We start from the raw sequence: 17341 nt of genomic DNA, 5'->3' as shown, positions 1-17341 counted from the left end.
GTGCTCGTGATGGACTCTTGCTCGGTGATGGACGTCAGCCCGTCACGACCAGGCCGACGATCTCGTCGTCCGCGAACCACACGCGGACATCGGGCCGTCCCCCCGCGAAGGCGGTGTGCACCGCCTGGCGGATCTCGGGGGACGGACGATTCAGGTTCCGCCAGGAGCCGGCCACGAACAGCCGGAGCCTGGGCGGGAGTTCACGGGGGTACGGCAGCAGCTCGTCCCAGTACCGCTCCGCCAGGCCGGAGCCGACCGCCTGCGGCAGCAGATGCGTGACCGCCGTACGGATGTCGGGCCGGGCACCGATCCGCTGGGAGGCGGGGCGGCCCGGCGCGTCCTGCTGCGGGGAACCGGTGGCCCGCAGCACCTCGCGGGCGCGCTCCGGGGACATCGGGGGCTGGGCGGCCGCCCTGAGCATGCCCTGCAGCGCGGCCAGCGCGCCCGCCACCACCGGGGTGGCCGAGGAGGTCCCGGAGAACGTGTCCGTGTACCAGGCGATCTCCTCGGGCCCGCCCTGGAGGTCGCCGGGCCGGTCCCAGAAGCCACCGGTGGTCGTGACCTCGTGCCCCCAGCCCTGGGCGTCCACCCGGGCGCCGTAGTTGGAGAAGGCCAGCCGCGAGCGGTCCGGCCCGTGGTCGCGACCGTGGGTGCCGGGAGGCGGGGCACCCGCGCCGACCAGAACGGCGCCGGAGGACGGGTTGGCCGAGTTGAAGGGGTTGCGCCACCAGGACGGGAAGCCGTCGGGACGCCGCTCGTACACCGCGTCGTCGAGGGACTCACCGCCGTTCCCGGCGGCCGCCACGACCACGACGCCCCGGGAGGTGGCGTACTGTACGGCCGCGTAGTCGTCCGGCCACCACTCCAGCGGGATGTAGCCGCGCTGGTCGTCGCGGTCGGCGTACTCGAACCGCGGTCCCGGGCGGTGCAGTTCGACCAGCAGGAGGTCACCGGGGCCGAGCCGGTCGGCGGCCGCGTGGATCGCCGCGGCCGTGCCGTCGCCCTGGAACGACGCGGCCGCGGTCACCGCGTCCGGCACGATCCCGGTGACGCCGTATTCGGTGCGGTCGCCGCCGAGCACCCCGAGCACGGCGGTGCCGTGGTTGCGCCAGGCCGGGTCGGTCAGCGGGGTGCCGACGACCACTCCGGCCAGCTTGGCGGCCAGGTCCTCGTGCCCCAGCTGCCATGCTCCCTCGACATCGATCACCGTCACGCCCTGGCCGGCGCCACCGGGCCGCTGCCAGGCCCAGTGCGCGTCGACCCCCTCCGGCGCAGGCCGCAGATACCCCTGACGGCCGCTGAAGTCAGGGGTGACCGGGGCGCCTTCCTTCAGCCGACGGTCGTCGTCCGAGACGGTGGCCGGTACGGCGCCCGGCTTGACGTACGCCGTGTCGACACCCGGCAGCGCGGCCATCCGGGCCCGCAACTCCTGCGCTCGGCTCTGGCCGCCGCGCACCCGGTAGAACAGCGTGAGGTCGGGCACGCCCTCACCGCCGGACTGCCGTACCCGCTCCTCACTGCCGAACAGCGGCTCCAGGGCCAGCTGTTCGTCGCCGAGGAACATGGCCAGGGCCGACAGGTCGGCCCCCGCCGCCGAGCGGATCCCGTCGGCCCCGGCACGCAGCCTGGCCTCGGGACGCGCGACGACGATCAGTTCCTGCTCGGCTCCCCGATAGGTGAACCCCGCTCCGTCGGGCCCCGGCCCGGAGGTCCCCGGGCCCTGCGCCGGCACTGTCTGATCGGTCATCGGTACCGCTCCCTTCGGTCCGTGCGAGCCGCCACGGAGAGACAACCAAGCACTCCCGAGCCGAGTCGTCCAGACGGGTTTCGGCAACTCGGTTTGGAAAGAAGTTGAATTGGGTAACCGGTGCAATCCGTCCGGAAACAGATTTGACGCCGCCATCGGGCCGGATGCCGCAGAGGCGTCGTCGAACCTCTGTGGATGCGGTGGCACCTGGAGCCCGTGTGACGCAGCGGTCGGATCACGCGCCGACGCGGCCGCCTGGCCCGGCACCATCCGCCTCTCCGACGTCCGGCGCAGGGCTTCGGTGCCCGCGTGCACGCACGCGCGTGGCAGTGAGACATGTCGCTGGGCCGGGGCGGTGCGCTGCCCGGTGAGGAGGACGTCGTACGGGCTCGGCGGCCTGTACCGGGTGAACCCGCGGACCTCGCACGGGCGAGGGCAGGGCCGTCTCCACCGCGCCCGGCATGCCCGTCGTCGGCGGCAACCCGGCGGCCGCGGACGGCTGTTCACCGTCGGACAGGGCTTCGGTGCCCGCGTGGCGGACGCACGCGGTGGCGAGACATGTCGCTGGGCCGGGGCGGTGCGCTGCCCGGTGCCGAGGGCGTCGTACGCCGGCTGCTCGGCGGTGACCGGGGCCGGAGGACCGCCGGTGCCATCGACACCAACGGCATCGCCCGCACCCCGGCCGGCTCGCCACCGCTGGCGGTCTCGGCCGCCGGGCTTGGTGGCCTGTACCGGGTAACCCGCGGACCGGGATCGTCAAGATCGTCGACCTGGGGGACGCGGCGCGGCTCGTCAACGGTGACGCCTGGTTCTCGCCGGACGCTCGCTCCACGCCGCCCACAGGCCCGACCCGCGGTTCGCGGCGCCGGCGCATGGCGTGCCGTACCGCCCCTGCTCAGTCCTCCGAGGTGTCCTCGTCCTCGTTCCCGGAGGTGTCGGGCTTCGGGGGCTTCGGGGGACGGGTGCGGCCTCCCGGGTTGTCCCGCAGGTACGACGTGCTGTCGGTGCCGTCCGCCGTGGCGTGGCCGCCCGGCGGGCTGACGTCCCTGCGCCGCAGATAGCGCTCGAATTCGCGGGCGATCGCCTCGCCCGACGCCTCCGGCAGCTCGGCGGTGTCGCGGGCCTCCTCCAGCGTCTGGACGTACTCGGCGACCTCGCTGTCCTCGGCGGCCAGCTGGTCCACGCCCACCTGCCAGGCCCGCGCGTCCTCGGGCAGCTCGCCCAGCGGAATACGCAGGTCGAGCAGGTCCTCCAGCCGGTTGAGCAGGGCCATCGTCGCCTTCGGGTTGGGCGGCTGCGACACATAGTGCGGGACGGCCGCCCACAGCGACACCGCCGGGACACCCGCGTGCGTGCACGCCTCCTGGAGGACGCCGACGATGCCCGTGGGGCCCTCGTACTTGGTCTCCTCCAGGTCCATGCGCTGGGCCAGATCCGGGTCGGACGTGACCCCGCTGACCGGGACCGGACGGGTGTGCGGGGTGTCACCGAGCAGGGCGCCCAGGACGACCACCAGCTCCACACCCAGCTCGTGCGCGAAGCCGAGCAGTTCGTTGCAGAACGAGCGCCAGCGCATGGACGGTTCGATGCCGCGGACCAGCACCAGGTCGCGCGGCTTCTCGCCGCCGACCCGGACCACCGACAACCTTGTCGTCGGCCAGGTGATCTTGCGGACGCCCGCATCCATCCACACCGTGGGACGGTTCACCTGGAAGTCGTAGTAGTCCTCGGCGTCCAGCGCGGCGAACACCTCGCCCTTCCACTCGCGCTCCAGATGCGCGACCGCGGTGGAGGCGGCGTCGCCGGCATCGTTCCAGCCCTCGAACGCGGCCACCATGACTGGGTCGATCAGCTCGGGAACTCCCTCCAGCTCGATCACCCAGCGCCTCCTTCCGACGTGCCCTCGCGTACGTCCCAACCTTACGGCGTCCGGCGGGGGCGCCCGCAGCCCCCTTGCACGGGGGAGTGAACGGATCACTGCCCCGTTCGCCACCCTCGAACACCCCGCGGCGAACGGTGGCCCCACCGGTTTTCCACAGGGGATTCACGCCCGTTCCGCACAGGACGTTCACAGAGAGCTGCGCAGCCACTGCTCGACGCTCGCGATGTGCACGGTCGCCCAGGAACGCGCCGCCTCCGCGTCCCGGTCGCACAGCGCGGCCAGGATCGCCCGGTGCTCACGCAGCGTGCGCCCGACCGCGTCCTCCTGGGTCAGCCCGCGCCAGACCCGGGCCCGGGTGGTGGGCCCGGACAGACCGTCGAGCAGCGAGCACAGCACCGAGTTGCCGGCGCTCTGCACGATCCCCCGGTGGAACTCCAGGTCGCAGGCGACCAGCTCCTCCACCGAGGGCGCCGCTCCGAGGGCGTCCAACTGGGCGGAGAGCGCGTCCAGTTGCCGCTCACTGATTCGGGAGGCCGCCATCGCGGTCGCGGCCGGCTCCAGGATGCGGCGCACGGCGAGGAACTCCAGCACCGTGTCGTCGCGGTGGAAGTCGACGACGAAGCTCATCGCCTCCAGCAGCAACTGCGGGTCCAGGCTGGTGACATACGTGCCGTCGCCCTGCCGCACGTCCAGGATCCGGATCAGCGACAGGGCACGTACGGCCTCCCGCAGGGAGTTGCGCGACAGCCCGAGCCCGGCGGCGAGTTCACTCTCCTTGGGCAGCCGGTCGCCGGGGCGCAGCGCACCGGAGACGATCATGTCCTTGATCTTCTCGATCGCCTCATCGGTGACTGCCATGGCGGGCCTCCCAGTCGCTCAGACATCCGATGTCTCAGCCACATTATGGGGCCGCCGCACGGCTCCCCCTCGGCCAAAGAGAGAGGGGCGGCTCCATCGGCGTGGAGCCGCCCCTCTCGTGTCCCGGCCCCGGTGCGGAGAGGGCCGGTCCGACGGTGCCGACCCGGTCAGGGGGAGTTGGCCGGCACCGAGCGCCTACTTCTTGTCGAGCAGGTCCTGGACCTTGGCGCGGACCTCGTCCGTGGCCAGGCCGCGGATCGTCAGCGTCGTACGGCGGCGCAGCACGTCGTCCGGCGTCTCGGCCCACTCGTTGTCACGGGCGTAGACGACCTGCGCCCAGATCTCCGGCGCGTCCGGGTGGACGCGCTCGCCCAGCTCCGGATTCTCGTTGGCCAGGCGGGCGATGTCGAAGGCCAGCGAACCGTAGTGCGTGGCCAGGTGCTTGGCGGTGTCGGCGGCCATGCGCGGGCCGGGCGCCGGGTTGTCCACCAGGAGGCGGTGGGCGACGGCACGCGGGTTGGCGACACCGGGCAGCGGCAGCTTCTTCGGCAGCGAGGAGATCGGCTCGAAGTCCTCGCCCAGCGGGTGACCCGGCAGCGCTTCGAGCTTCTGCATCACCGTGCGGCCGATGTGCCGGAAGGTGGTCCACTTGCCGCCCGCGACGGACAGCATGCCGCCCTTGCCCTCGGTCACCACGGTCTCGCGCTTGGCCTTGGCGGTGTCGCCGGGGCCGCCCGGCAGCACGCGCAGGCCCGCGAAGGCGTAGGTCATGAGGGACCGGTCGAGCTGCTGGTCGCGGACGGAGAAGGCGGCCTCGTCGAGTATCTGGGCTATGTCCTTCTCGTTGACCGCGACGTCCGCCGGGTCGCCCTCGAACTCCTCGTCGGTCGTGCCGAGCAGGAGCATGTCCTCCCAGGGGAGCGCGAAGGTGATGCGGTACTTGTCGATGGGGGTCGCGAGCGCGGCCTTCCACGGCGAGGTCCGCTTCAGGACCAGATGCGCGCCCTTCGAGAGGCGGATGGACGGCGCGGCATTCGGGTCCTCCATACGGCGCAGGTGGTCGACCCAGGGGCCGGTCGCGTTCAGTACCAGGCGGGCGTTGACGCCGAACTCCTCGCCGGAGACCCGGTCCCTGAGGTCGGCGCCGGTGACCCGGCCCTGGGTGAAGCGCAGGCCGGTGACCTCGGCGTGGTTCAGGACGACCCCGCCCGCCTCGACGGTCGCGCGGACCGTCATCAGCGCCATGCGCGAGTCGTTCATCTGGTCGTCGCCGTAGACGGCGACGGCCTTGAGGTTCTCGGTGCGCAGCTCCGGTACGTCCTGCGCGGCCTTCGCGGGGCTGAGCAGGTGACCGACACCGTCACCGAAGGCGGAGAGCGCGGAGTAGGCGAAGACGCCCGCTCCGAGCTTCGCGGCGCCGTGCGGCCCGCCCTTGTACACGGGGAGGTAGAAGGTGAGCGGGTTCGCCAGGTGGGGGGCCACCTGGCGGGAGACCGCACGGCGCTCGAAGTGGTTCTCCGCCACCAGCTTCACCGCGCCGGTCTGCAGGTAGCGCAGACCGCCGTGGAGGAGCTTGGAGGAGGCGGAGGAGGTGGCGCCGGCGAAGTCGCCGGCGTCGACCAGAGCCACCCTGAGTCCGGACTGCGCGGCGTGCCAGGCGGTGGAGATGCCCAGGATGCCGCCGCCGATCACGAGAAGGTCGTACGACGCCTTGGAGAGTTGCTCCCTGGTTTCGGCGCGGCTCGGGTGGGAGCCGGAGGCCGGGTGCGTCCCGAGGGCAGGCACGGACTGCAGGGTGGACTGACTGGTCATGTCGGGTTCTTACTCCTAGTCAGAGTTGGCTGGGCGGTCCGGGCCGCTCAGTCCTCGTCCTCGATCCAGCCCATGGTCCGCTCGACGGCCTTGAGCCAGTTCTTGTACTCACGGTCGCGGGTCTCCGCGTCCATGTTGGGGGTCCATTCGGCGGCCCGGCGCCAGTTGGCGCGCAGCTCGTCGGTGCTGGACCAGAAGCCGACGGCGAGGCCGGCGGCGTAGGCGGCGCCGAGGCAGGTCGTCTCGGCGACCATCGGGCGCACCACGGGTGCGTCCAGGACGTCGGAGAGGGTCTGCATCAGCAGGTTGTTGGACGTCATACCGCCGTCGACCTTGAGGGCCACCAGCTCGTCGCCGGAGTCCTTGACCATGGCGTCGGCGATCTCGCGGGTCTGCCAGGCGGTGGCCTCCAGGACCGCGCGGGCGAGGTGCGCCTTGGTGACGTACCGGGTCAGGCCGGCGATCACACCGCGGGCGTCGGAGCGCCAGTGCGGGGCGAACAGGCCGGAGAAGGCCGGTACGAAGTAGGCGCCGCCGTTGTCCTCGACCGAGAGCGCGAGCGTCTCGATCTCGGCAGCGGTGGAGATCAGGCCCATCTGGTCGCGCATCCACTGCACCAGCGAGCCGGTGACGGCGATCGAGCCCTCCAGCGCGTACACGGTCGGCTGGTCGCCGATCTTGTAGCCGACCGTGGTCAGCAGGCCCGCGTAGGAGTTGATGATCTTGTCACCGGTGTTCATCACCATGAAGGTGCCGGTGCCGTAGGTGGACTTGGTCTCGCCCTCGGAGAAGCAGGTCTGGCCGAACAGGGCCGCCTGCTGGTCGCCGAGCGCCGAGGCGACCGGGATGCCACCGATCAGGTCGCCCAGCTTGCCGCCGGTGACCTCGCCGTAGACCTCCGCGGAGGAGCGGATCTCGGGCAGGATCTGCAGCGGCACGCCGATCGACTCGGCGATCTTCTCGTCCCACTGCATGGTGTGCAGGTTCATCAGCATGGTGCGGGAGGCGTTGGTCACGTCGGTGACGTGGTGGCCGCCGTTGACACCGCCGGTCAGGTTCCAGATGACCCAGGTGTCCATGGTGCCGAAGAGGATGTCCCCCGCCTCGGCGCGCTCCTTCAGACCCTCGACGTTGTCGAGCAGCCAGCGGGCCTTGGGCCCGGAGAAGTACGAGGCCAGCGGGAGGCCGGTCTCGCGGCGGAAGCGGTCCTGGCCGACGTTGCGGCCCAGCTCCCGGCAGAGCCCGTCGGTGCGGGTGTCCTGCCAGACGAGGGCGTTGTGGACGGGCTCACCGGTGTTCTTGTCCCACAGCACGGTGGTCTCGCGCTGGTTGGTGATGCCGATGGCCTTGATGTCGTCACGGGTGATGCCGGCCTTCTGGATGGCTCCGGCGACGACTTCCTGGACGTTGGTCCAGATCTCATTGGCGTTGTGCTCGACCCAGCCCGGCTTCGGGAAGATCTGCTCGTGCTCCTTCTGGTCGACGGAGACGATGCGGCCGTCCCGGTCGAAGACGATGCAGCGGCTGGAGGTCGTGCCCTGGTCGATGGCCGCGATGAAGGGGCCGGCCGTGTGGGCGTCGGTCACTGTGTGCTCCTGGGATTCCGTGGTTATGAGGGCTGTACGTACGACGCGTGCTGTGAGGCTCGGTGCTCGAAGACGAAGCTCGGTGCTCTTTAAGCAAATGCGACGTTGTAGATGCCCGCAGCGATCGCGGCGCCGATCAGGGGACCGACCACCGGGATCCAGGCGTAGCCCCAGTCGGAGCCGCCCTTGTTGGGCAGGGGCAGAAGGGCGTGCACGATACGCGGACCGAGGTCACGGGCCGGGTTGATCGCGTAGCCGGTCGGGCCGCCGAGGGACAGACCGATACCGACGACCACGAAGGCGGTGATCAGGGCGCCCAGGGTGCCCAGGCCGTTGCCCTTGTCGTTGAGGCCCTGCGTGAGGACCGCGAGGACGAGGACGATCGTTCCGATGATCTCCGTCGCGAGGTTCTGCACCGCGTGCCGGATCTCGGGACCGGTGGAGAAGACACCCAGGACCGGGCCCGCGCCCTTCTCCTGGGCTTCGACGGCCTTGGCCGTCGTGGCCTGCGCACCCGGACCACCGACGATCTCCTTGTCGGTGAGGTGCGCGCGGAACTGACCGTAGTAGGCCACCCAGACCAGGGTCGCGCCGATCATGGCGCCCAGCACCTGACCGCCCCAGTAGGTGGGCAGGTTGCTGTAGTCGTGGTCCTTGATCGCGAGCGCGAGGGTCACGGCCGGGTTGAGGTGGGCACCGGAGAGCGGTGCCGAGGTGTAGACCGCCGTCAGGACGGCGAAACCCCACCCGAAGGTGATGGCGAGCCAACCGGCGTTACGGGCCTTGGAGGCCTTCAGGGTCACAGCGGCACACACGCCGCCGCCGAGCAGGATGAGTATGGCGGTACCGATGGTCTCGCCGATGAAGATGTCGGAGCTGGACACCCGCGACTCCTTTGTCCTTCGTCCAGGGAAGCCGAACCCCGGGTCCCTCCGGGGGTTCTGGCGCCCTCGGGGGTGAGAGCGAAACCGGTCCTTGGCGTTGTCACACTCTAGCGCGTATTGCCGGTAGGTGTTCGACAATGCCGACCGATGGACGGGAGTCTTGCTCCGGCGTTACAGGCGCGTCAAGAGTTCTGTTATCGAAAACCTGATCGTTATTGATCGCGGCGAGTTATCGATCTTCGAGCGCCGAACGATGGCGTTCGTCCGTTATGTCCATTTCAGGGTATGGCGAAGGCCGGAACGCCGCTCAGCGTTCCGGTCCCGTCGTTTTCCGGCTCTTTCTCTTCCGGCTCTCTCGTTGTGCGGCGCTCAGAACCGCCCGGCGCCCAGATCCCGCGACACCGCGCGGGCACAGTCCCGTACCGCCGCGATCAGCTCGGGGCGCAGCTCCCCGTCCCGGCACAGCCGTTCCACGGCACCGGTGATGCCGACCGCGCCCACGGGCATGCGCCGGCGGTCGTGCACGGGCGCGGCCACCGACGCCACGCCCTCCCAGGTCTCCTCCACGTCGGCCGCGTAACCACGCGCGCGCGTGATGTCCAGGATGTGCTCGAAGTCCTCCAGCTCGCACACTGTGCGATCGGTGAAGGGCTTGCGGTCGGCCTCCAGCGCCTCGCTGTGCGCGACCGGGTCGCACGCCGACAGCACCTTGCCCAGGGCCGTGGAGTGCAGCGGCTGCATGGCCCCTATCTCCAGGACCTGCCTGCTGTCGTCGGGCCGGAACACGTGGTGGACGATCAGCACGCCCTGCTGGTGCAGCACGCCCAGATAGACGCTCTCCCCGCTGGAGCGGGCCAGGTCGTCCGTCCACACCAGGGCGCGCGCCCGCAACTCGTGGATGTCCAGATAGGTCGTGCCCAGCCGCAGCAGCTCGGCGCCCAGCTGATACCGCCCGGAGGCGTCGTCCTGTTCGACGAAACCCTCCTGTTGCAGGGTGCGCAGGATGCCGTGGGCGGTGCCCTTGGCGAGGCCAAGGGACGAGGCGATGTCCGACAGGCCGAGCCGTCGCTCGCCGCCCGCGAGCAGCCGCAGCATCGCGGCCGCCCGTTCGAGCGACTGGATGTTCCGTGCCATCGCCGTACTGCCTCCGTCCCCGTCGACCGCCGTCACGCGGTGTCGTTTTCCCGTCGTTCGACAATGCCGAACACTACCGGTCCATGCCGACCTCCCGCTAATGGTCAGTCGGCGCCTGTTACATCACATGTGGCCTGGACGTGGCTCGGCCGCCACACCCGTCCGCCTCGTGGACGCCCTGCCCATCCAAGCCCACAGGCGGTTACTCTGGCGCCGTGCGTCCTGCCCGGCCCGCCCGGGAAGCCGCAAAGCCGACAGCCGTCGCATCCCAGGGAGCCCCTTCATGGCCTCGTTGCCACCGTCCCCTTCCGCCGACAGCCGGACCCGCGCGTCCGCGCTCCGAGAAGCGCTCGCCACCCGTGTGGTGGTCGCCGACGGAGCCATGGGCACCATGCTCCAGGCGCAGGAACCCACCCTCGAGGACTTCGAGAATCTCGAGGGCTGCAACGAGATTCTCAACCTCACCCGCCCCGACATCGTCCGCTCCGTCCACGAGGCGTACTTCTCCGTGGGCGTCGACTGCGTCGAGACCAACACCTTCGGGGCCAACCACTCGGCCATGGCCGAGTACGACATCGCCGACCGCGTCCACGAGCTGTCCGAGGCCGGCGCCCGGATCGCCCGGGAGACCGCCGACGCGTTCGCCGCCCGCGACGGCCGCCAGCGCTGGGTGCTCGGCTCGATCGGACCCGGCACCAAGCTGCCGACCCTCGGCCACATCGGCTACGGCACCCTGCGCGACGGATTCCAGGCCAACGCCGAGGGCCTGCTCGCCGGCGGCGCGGACGCCCTGATCGTGGAGACCACCCAGGACCTCCTCCAGACGAAGTCCTCGATCCTGGGCGCCCGGCGCGCGATGGAGGCGACCGGCACCGACGTGCCGCTGCTGGTCTCGATGGCGTTCGAGACGACCGGCACCATGCTGCTCGGCTCGGAGATCGGCGCCGCGCTGACCGCGCTCGAGCCTCTCGGCATCGACATGATCGGCCTGAACTGCTCGACCGGCCCGGCCGAGATGAGCGAGCACCTGCGCTATCTGGCCCGCCACTCCCGCACCCCGCTGCTGTGCATGCCCAACGCCGGCCTGCCGATCCTCACCAAGGACGGCGCCCACTTCCCGCTCGACCCGAAGGGCCTGGCCGACGCCCAGGAGACCTTCGTACGCGACTACGGTCTGAACCTCATCGGCGGCTGCTGCGGCACCACGCCCGAGCACCTGCGCCGGCTCGTGGAGCGGATCCAGGGGGCCACGCCCGTCGAGCGCCGGCCGCAGCCCGAGCCCGGCGCCGCCTCCCTCTACCAGACCGTCCCGTTCCGCCAGGACACCGCCTACCTCGCGATCGGCGAGCGGACCAACGCCAACGGCTCCAAGAAGTTCCGCGAGGCCATGCTCGACGCCCGCTGGGACGACTGCGTCGAGATGGCCCGCGAGCAGATCCGCGAGGGCGCTCACATGCTCGACCTGTGCGTGGACTACGTCGGCCGCGACGGCGTCGCCGACATGCAGGAACTGGCCGGCCGCTTCGCCACCGCCTCCACCCTGCCGATCGTCCTCGACTCCACCGAGGTCGACGTCATCGAGGCCGGCCTGGAGAAGCTCGGCGGACGCGCGGTCATCAACTCCGTCAACTACGAGGACGGCGACGGCCCCGAATCCCGCTTCGCCAAGGTCACCCGGCTCGCCCAGGAGCACGGCGCCGCCCTGATCGCGCTCACCATCGACGAGGAGGGCCAGGCCCGCACCCCCGAGAAGAAGGTCGAGATCGCCGAACGGCTCATCGACGACCTGACCGGGAACTGGGGCATCCGTGAGGAGGACATCCTCATCGACACCCTGACCTTCACCATCTGCACCGGTCAGGAGGAGTCCCGCAAGGACGGCATCGCCACCATCGAGGCGATCCGCGAGCTCAAGCGCCGCCACCCGGACGTCCAGACCACCCTCGGCCTGTCCAACATCTCCTTCGGCCTCAACCCCGCCGCGCGCATCCTGCTCAACTCCGTCTTCCTCGACGAATGCGTGAAGGCGGGCCTCGACTCGGCGATCGTGCACGCCTCCAAGATCCTGCCCATCGCCCGCTTCGACGAGGAGCAGGTGCAGACGGCCCTCGACCTGATCCACGACCGCCGCACCGAGGACTACGACCCCCTCCAGAAGCTGATGGCCCTGTTCGAGGGCGCCACCGCGAAGTCGCTGAAGGCGGGCAAGGCCGAGGAACTGGCCGCCCTGCCGCTGGAGGAGCGTCTCAAGCGCCGCATCATCGACGGCGAACGCAACGGTCTGGAGGCCGACCTGGACCAGGCACTTCAGACCCGCCCGGCCCTGGACATCGTCAACGACACCCTCCTGGACGGCATGAAGGTCGTCGGCGAACTGTTCGGCTCCGGCCAGATGCAGCTGCCGTTCGTGCTCCAGTCCGCCGAGGTCATGAAGGCCGCCGTCGCCCATCTCGAGCCGCACATGGAGAAGTCGGACGCCGAGGGCAAGGGCACCATCGTGCTCGCCACCGTGCGCGGCGACGTGCACGACATCGGCAAGAACCTCGTCGACATCATCCTGTCCAACAACGGCTACAACGTCGTCAACCTCGGCATCAAGCAGCCGGTCTCCGCGATCCTGGAGGCGGCCGACGAGCACCGGGCCGACGTCATCGGCATGTCCGGGCTCCTGGTCAAGTCCACGGTGATCATGAAGGAGAACCTGGAGGAGCTCAACCAGCGGGGCCTGGCCGCCGGCTACCCCGTCATCCTCGGCGGAGCGGCCCTGACCCGCGCCTACGTCGAGCAGGACCTGTACGAGCTGTACGAGGGCGAGGTCCGCTACGCCCGCGACGCGTTCGAGGGGCTGCGCCTCATGGACGCCCTCATCGGAGTCAAGCGCGGTGTGCCCGGGGCGAAGCTGCCGGAGCTCAAGCAGCGCCGGGTGCGCGCCGCGGCCGCGGTCGAGATCGAGGACCGCCCGGAGGAGGGGCACGTCCGCTCGGACGTCGCCACCGACAACCCCGTGCCGACCCCGCCGTTCTGGAACACCCGGATCGTCAAGGGCATCCAGCTCAAGGAGTACGCGAGCTGGCTGGACGAGGGCGCGCTGTTCAAGGGCCAGTGGGGCCTGAAGCAGGCCCGCACCGGGGACGGACCGAGCTACGAGGAACTCGTCGAGACCGAGGGCCGCCCCCGGCTGCGCGGCCTGCTGGACCGGCTCCAGACGGAGAACCTGCTCGAGGCGGCCGTGGTCTACGGCTACTTCCCCTGCGTCTCCAAGGACGACGACCTCATCATCCTCGACGAGCGGGGCAACGAACGCACCCGCTTCACGTTCCCGCGCCAGCGCCGCGGCCGCCGCCTCTGCCTGGCCGACTTCTTCCGTCCGGAGGAGTCGGGGGAGACGGACGTGGTCGGGCTGCAGGTCGTCACCGTCGGCTCCCGGATCGGTGAGCAGACCGCCAAGCTGTTCGCGTCGGACTCCTACCGCGAGTACCTCGAACTGCACGGCCTGTCCGTGCAGTTGGCCGAGGCACTCGCCGAGTACTGGCACGCCCGCGTCCGCTCCGAACTGGGCTTCGCGGGGGAGGACCCGGCCGGCATGGAGGACATGTTCGCCCTCAAGTACCGGGGCGCCCGCTTCTCCCTCGGCTACGGCGCCTGCCCCGACCTGGAGGACCGCGCCAAGATCGCCGACCTCCTCCAGCCGGAGCGCATCGGCGTCCACCTGTCCGAGGAGTTCCAGCTGCACCCCGAACAGTCCACGGACGCGATCGTGATCCACCACCCGGAGGCCAAGTACTTCAACGCTCGCTGAGCCCTCCGGGGGTTCACCGGAGGACGTCCGGGCCGCGCGCGACGAGGACGCGGGCTCCGGCCGTGGCGTCACGTCGCCGGGCAGGCGCGGACGGTTGTCAACGCCTCGGAGCACCCACCGGCGGACGCCCGCCGGTCCATGGCGAGGCGCCAGCGGCGAGCGATGCCTGGCGGTGCCCCGGCGGCCGTGTGCCCACGGGCGGTGGCTCTGCCGGGCGTGCTTACGGGCGGGCCGGTGTGTCTCGCCGAGGGGCACGCGTGGGTGTGGCCTCAGGTGTCCTGGGCGGTGCCTGGCTGGGCGTGTGTGCCCGTGGGGGGCCTGCCGGGGGTGCTGCCGATGGGCCGTGTGTTCCGCGGAGAGGGCGCCCGTGGGCGTGCCGCGGGCGTTGAGGGCGATGCCCTGGCGGGCGTGTGCCCGTGGGCGGTGGCCCTCCTGGGTGTGCTGCCCGTGGGCGGTGGCCTTCCCGGGCGTGCCTGCCGGCGGGCCGGTGTGTCCCGTCGAGAGGGCGCCTGCGGGCGTGCCCCGGGCGTTGAGGGCCAGGCTCTGGCGGGCGTGTGCCCGTGGGTGGCGGGTTCTGCCGGTGGGCCGGTGTGTCCCGTCGAGAGGGCGCCTGCGGGCGTGCCCCGGGCGTTGAGGGCGAGGCTCTGGCGGGCGTGTGCCCGTGGGCGGTGGCTTTCCGGGGCGCGTCTTCGGCAGGTTGGCGTATCCCGCCAAAAGGACCCCGTGGGCATACCTCAAGCCTCCCAGGCGCCCAGGGGGTGTTTCCGGTGATTCCCCCGTGCTCCAGCGATAAACCAGGCGTTTCACCTGCGGGAGTCGTACACTGGTCGATCCACCGCAGGCCGGTTCCCCGCTGGGGAACCGGCCTGATCGTCCCCAAGGAGGTGCGCCCGGATGACCAGCACGGTCCCTGCGCTCGGAACCCGTACGGCGGAAGGCTCAGCCCTGCAGGCCGTGCTCCTCGACATGGACGGAACCCTGGTGGACACCGAGGGCTTCTGGTGGGACGTGGAGGTCGAGATCTTCGCGCGTCTCGGCCACGCCCTCGACGACTCCTGGCGCCATGTCGTGGTCGGCGGCCCCATGACCCGCAGCGCGGGCTTCCTGATCGAGGCCACCGGCGCCGACATCACCCTCGCCGAGCTCACGGTGCTGCTCAACGAGGGCTTCGAGGACCGTATCGGCTCCGCCCTGCCCCTGATGCCGGGCGCCGCCAGGCTGCTCGCCGAGCTGTACGAGCACGAGATCCCCACGGCCCTGGTCTCCGCCTCGCACCGGCGCATCATCGACCGCGTGCTGGGCTCCCTCGGCCCCCAGCACTTCGCCCTGTCCATCGCCGGCGACGAGGTGTCGCGCACCAAGCCGTACCCGGACCCGTATCTCCTCGCCGCCTCCGGACTGGGTGTCGATCCGGCCAGATGCGCCGTCGTCGAGGACACCGCGACCGGCGTCGCGGCGGCGGAGGCCGCCGGCTGCCAGGTCGTCGCGGTGCCGTCCGTGGCCCCCATCGCCCCGGCCACCCGCCGCACCGTGGTGACCTCTCTCGAAGAGGTCGACCTGGCATTTCTGCACGGCCTGATGACACAAATGCGCTAGGCGTTCACCCAGCGTGCAGCGTCCTTTGGGCAAGAAACCCCCGGCCCCGACCGGGCGTATTTCGAACCGAGTCGTTTGGCCGAATTCGCCCAGCACCTAACCTGGTTGAGGCTGTGACGTTCGCCACGTCCCTGGGGGTCGACATCGATGTCGCGGTGTGCAGGACACCCCCGTTCGGGGGGGATCACCGTGCCTTTGTGTCCCGATTGGTGGAACGCTGCACTAATCATGCCTCTGTCGGGTTTTCGGTGTGTCCGCACCCGGTTCCACTGCGTGATGGGGACTCAACTCCGGCGGCTGTGAAGCGTTGTGCAAGCGCGGTCTAATCTCATCGCGAGAACATCGCCGTTACCCCCGTGATCCGCCGCGACACCCCTGCATGCCGGGTACACGGACCCGAAGAGCTGGAGAACTTCGAGCATGAACCGTAAGCATTTGGTGCTGCCGGCCGTGGCCGGCCTGCTCACGCCGGTTCTCGCCGCGTGCGGCGGATCCGACAGCGGGAGCAAGAGCGGCGACGCGATCGTCGTCGGCACCACCGATCGGTTCACCGCCACCAAGGACGCTCCGGCGCCGCTCGACCCCGCCTACGCCTACGACGTCGGCAGCTGGAACATCCTGCGCCAGACCGTGCAGACCCTGATGATCCAGCCCAAGGGCGAGGGCGACCCGGTGCCCGAGGCCGCGGAGAGCTGCGGCTTCACCGACAGCGGCAACGAACGCTACGCCTGCAAGCTCCGCGACGGCCTGAAGTTCGCCAACGGCGACGCCATCACGGCCGAGGACGTCAAGTACTCCATCGAGCGCGCCCTGCGCATCAAGGCGGACAGCGGTGTGTTCGCCCTGATGTCCGACATCGACACCATCGAGACGCAGGGCGACCGCGAGGTGATCTTCCACCTCAAGACCGCCGACGCCACGTTCCCCTACAAGCTGTCCACCCCGGTCGCGGGCATCGTCAACCCGGCGGACTACGACAAGGGCAAGCTGCGCGACGGGTTCGACGTCGACGGCTCGGGCCCGTACACCCTGCAGACCGACGTCAAGAACGACGAGATCGTCACCGCCACCTTCGCCAAGAACCCCAATTACAAGGGGAGCCTGCAGGTGAGCAACGACAAGGTCGTGATGCGCTCCTTCGCGGATGCCGACGCCATGGGCGCCGCCATCGAGAAGGGTGACATCGACGTCATGATCCGCACCATGACGCCGTCGCAGATCAAGAAGCTCGACGCCGGCACCGACGAGAACGTCGAGCTGGTCGACATGCAGGGCCTGGAGATCCGCTACCTGGCGTTCAACACCAACGCCCCCACCGTGAAGAACAAGGCCGTCCGCGAGGCGATGGCCCAGGTCGTCGACCGCGGTGAGCTCGTCTCCAAGGTGTACGGCAGCCAGGCCGAGCCGCTGTACTCGCTGGTCCCGGCCACCCTGACCGGCCACTCCAACTCGTTCTTCAACAAGTACGGCAACCCCAGCGTCACCAAGGCGAAGGCGCTGCTGACGCAGGCCGGCATCACCACCCCGGTGAAGCTGACCCTGCACTACACCACCGACCACTACGGTGCGGCCACCAAGCAGGAGTTCGAGGTCCTGCAGAAGCAGCTCAACGACAGCGGCCTGTTCAACGTCAGGATCCAGGGCACCCCCTGGGCGACCTTCCAGTCCGCCTCGCGCAAGGGCGCGTACGACGTCTGGGGCATGGGCTGGTTCCCCGACTTCCCGGACGCCGACAACTACCTCGCGCCGTTCCTCGACAAGGACAACTTCCTCGGTTCGCCGTACGCCAACAACAAGATCCGCAACACCCTGATCCCGGAGTCCCGCCGCGAGGCCGACCGGCTGACCGCCTCCAAGAGCCTGACGGACATCCAGGACATCGTCGCCGACGACGTCCCGGTGCTGCCGCTGTGGCAGGGCAAGCAGTACGTCGCCGCGCGCAATGACGTCACGGGTGCCTCCTACGCGCTCAACTCGTCCTCGACGCTTCAGCTGTGGGAGCTCAGCCGCGGATCGGACAGCTGACGATCCATCACTTACCGC

Annotated in this window: 10 protein-coding genes; 3 read left to right on the top strand and 7 right to left on the bottom strand. The window is 70.3% G+C overall.

The genetic code is table 11. The features are described from left to right. Nucleotides 1-34: 34 nt before the first annotated feature. From N8I87_RS08280 to N8I87_RS08250, 7 genes are all read right to left on the bottom strand, one after another. Complete coding sequence (locus tag N8I87_RS08280) at nt 35-1747, bottom strand: S8 family peptidase (protein WP_263206906.1); 1713 nt, start codon at nt 1745-1747, stop codon at nt 35-37. 895 nt (nt 1748-2642) lie between these two features. After that, entirely contained in the window at nt 2643-3626 is a 984-nt protein-coding gene (locus tag N8I87_RS08275; protein ID WP_263206904.1) for a PAC2 family protein, read from the bottom strand. 189 nt (nt 3627-3815) lie between these two features. Continuing rightward, nucleotides 3816-4487 (bottom strand): FadR/GntR family transcriptional regulator, encoded by a 672-nt coding sequence (locus N8I87_RS08270; protein ID WP_263206903.1) that lies wholly within the window; start codon nt 4485-4487, stop codon nt 3816-3818. Nucleotides 4488-4682: 195 nt separating this feature from the next. Beyond that, the gene (locus N8I87_RS08265) at nt 4683-6299 is read right to left on the bottom strand and encodes a glycerol-3-phosphate dehydrogenase/oxidase (RefSeq protein ID WP_263206901.1); all 1617 of its coding nucleotides are present in this window, start codon (nt 6297-6299) and stop codon (nt 4683-4685) included. 47 nt (nt 6300-6346) lie between these two features. Further along, a complete protein-coding gene (gene glpK, locus N8I87_RS08260) occupies nt 6347-7885 on the bottom strand; it encodes a glycerol kinase GlpK (protein WP_263206899.1) in 1539 nt (512 codons plus the stop codon). An 89-nt stretch (nt 7886-7974) separates the two neighbouring features. After that, complete coding sequence (locus N8I87_RS08255) at nt 7975-8769, bottom strand: MIP/aquaporin family protein (protein WP_263206898.1); 795 nt, start codon at nt 8767-8769, stop codon at nt 7975-7977. A 369-nt stretch (nt 8770-9138) separates the two neighbouring features. Further along, on the bottom strand, nt 9139-9903 hold the full coding sequence (locus N8I87_RS08250) for an IclR family transcriptional regulator (RefSeq protein ID WP_263206897.1): 765 nt from the start codon (nt 9901-9903) through the stop codon (nt 9139-9141). A 283-nt stretch (nt 9904-10186) separates the two neighbouring features. Here N8I87_RS08250 and metH point away from each other — a divergent pair, with 283 nt between their 5' ends. The 3 genes from metH (at nt 10187) to N8I87_RS08235 (ending at nt 17323) form a co-directional block, all read left to right on the top strand. Continuing rightward, a complete protein-coding gene (metH, locus tag N8I87_RS08245; RefSeq protein ID WP_263206895.1) occupies nt 10187-13702 on the top strand; it encodes a methionine synthase in 3516 nt (1171 codons plus the stop codon). A gap of 894 nt (nt 13703-14596) precedes the next feature. After that, entirely contained in the window at nt 14597-15298 is a 702-nt protein-coding gene (locus tag N8I87_RS08240) for an HAD family hydrolase (protein WP_263206893.1), read from the top strand. Nucleotides 15299-15718: 420 nt separating this feature from the next. Then, a complete protein-coding gene (locus tag N8I87_RS08235) occupies nt 15719-17323 on the top strand; it encodes an ABC transporter substrate-binding protein (RefSeq protein ID WP_263206891.1) in 1605 nt (534 codons plus the stop codon). Nucleotides 17324-17341: the final 18 nt, after the last annotated feature.

Origin of the sequence: Streptomyces sp. HUAS 15-9, from assembly GCF_025642155.1 — a bacterium.
Taxonomy (GTDB): domain Bacteria; phylum Actinomycetota; class Actinomycetes; order Streptomycetales; family Streptomycetaceae; genus Streptomyces.
This window is presented reverse-complemented; position numbering and strand designations above follow the sequence as displayed.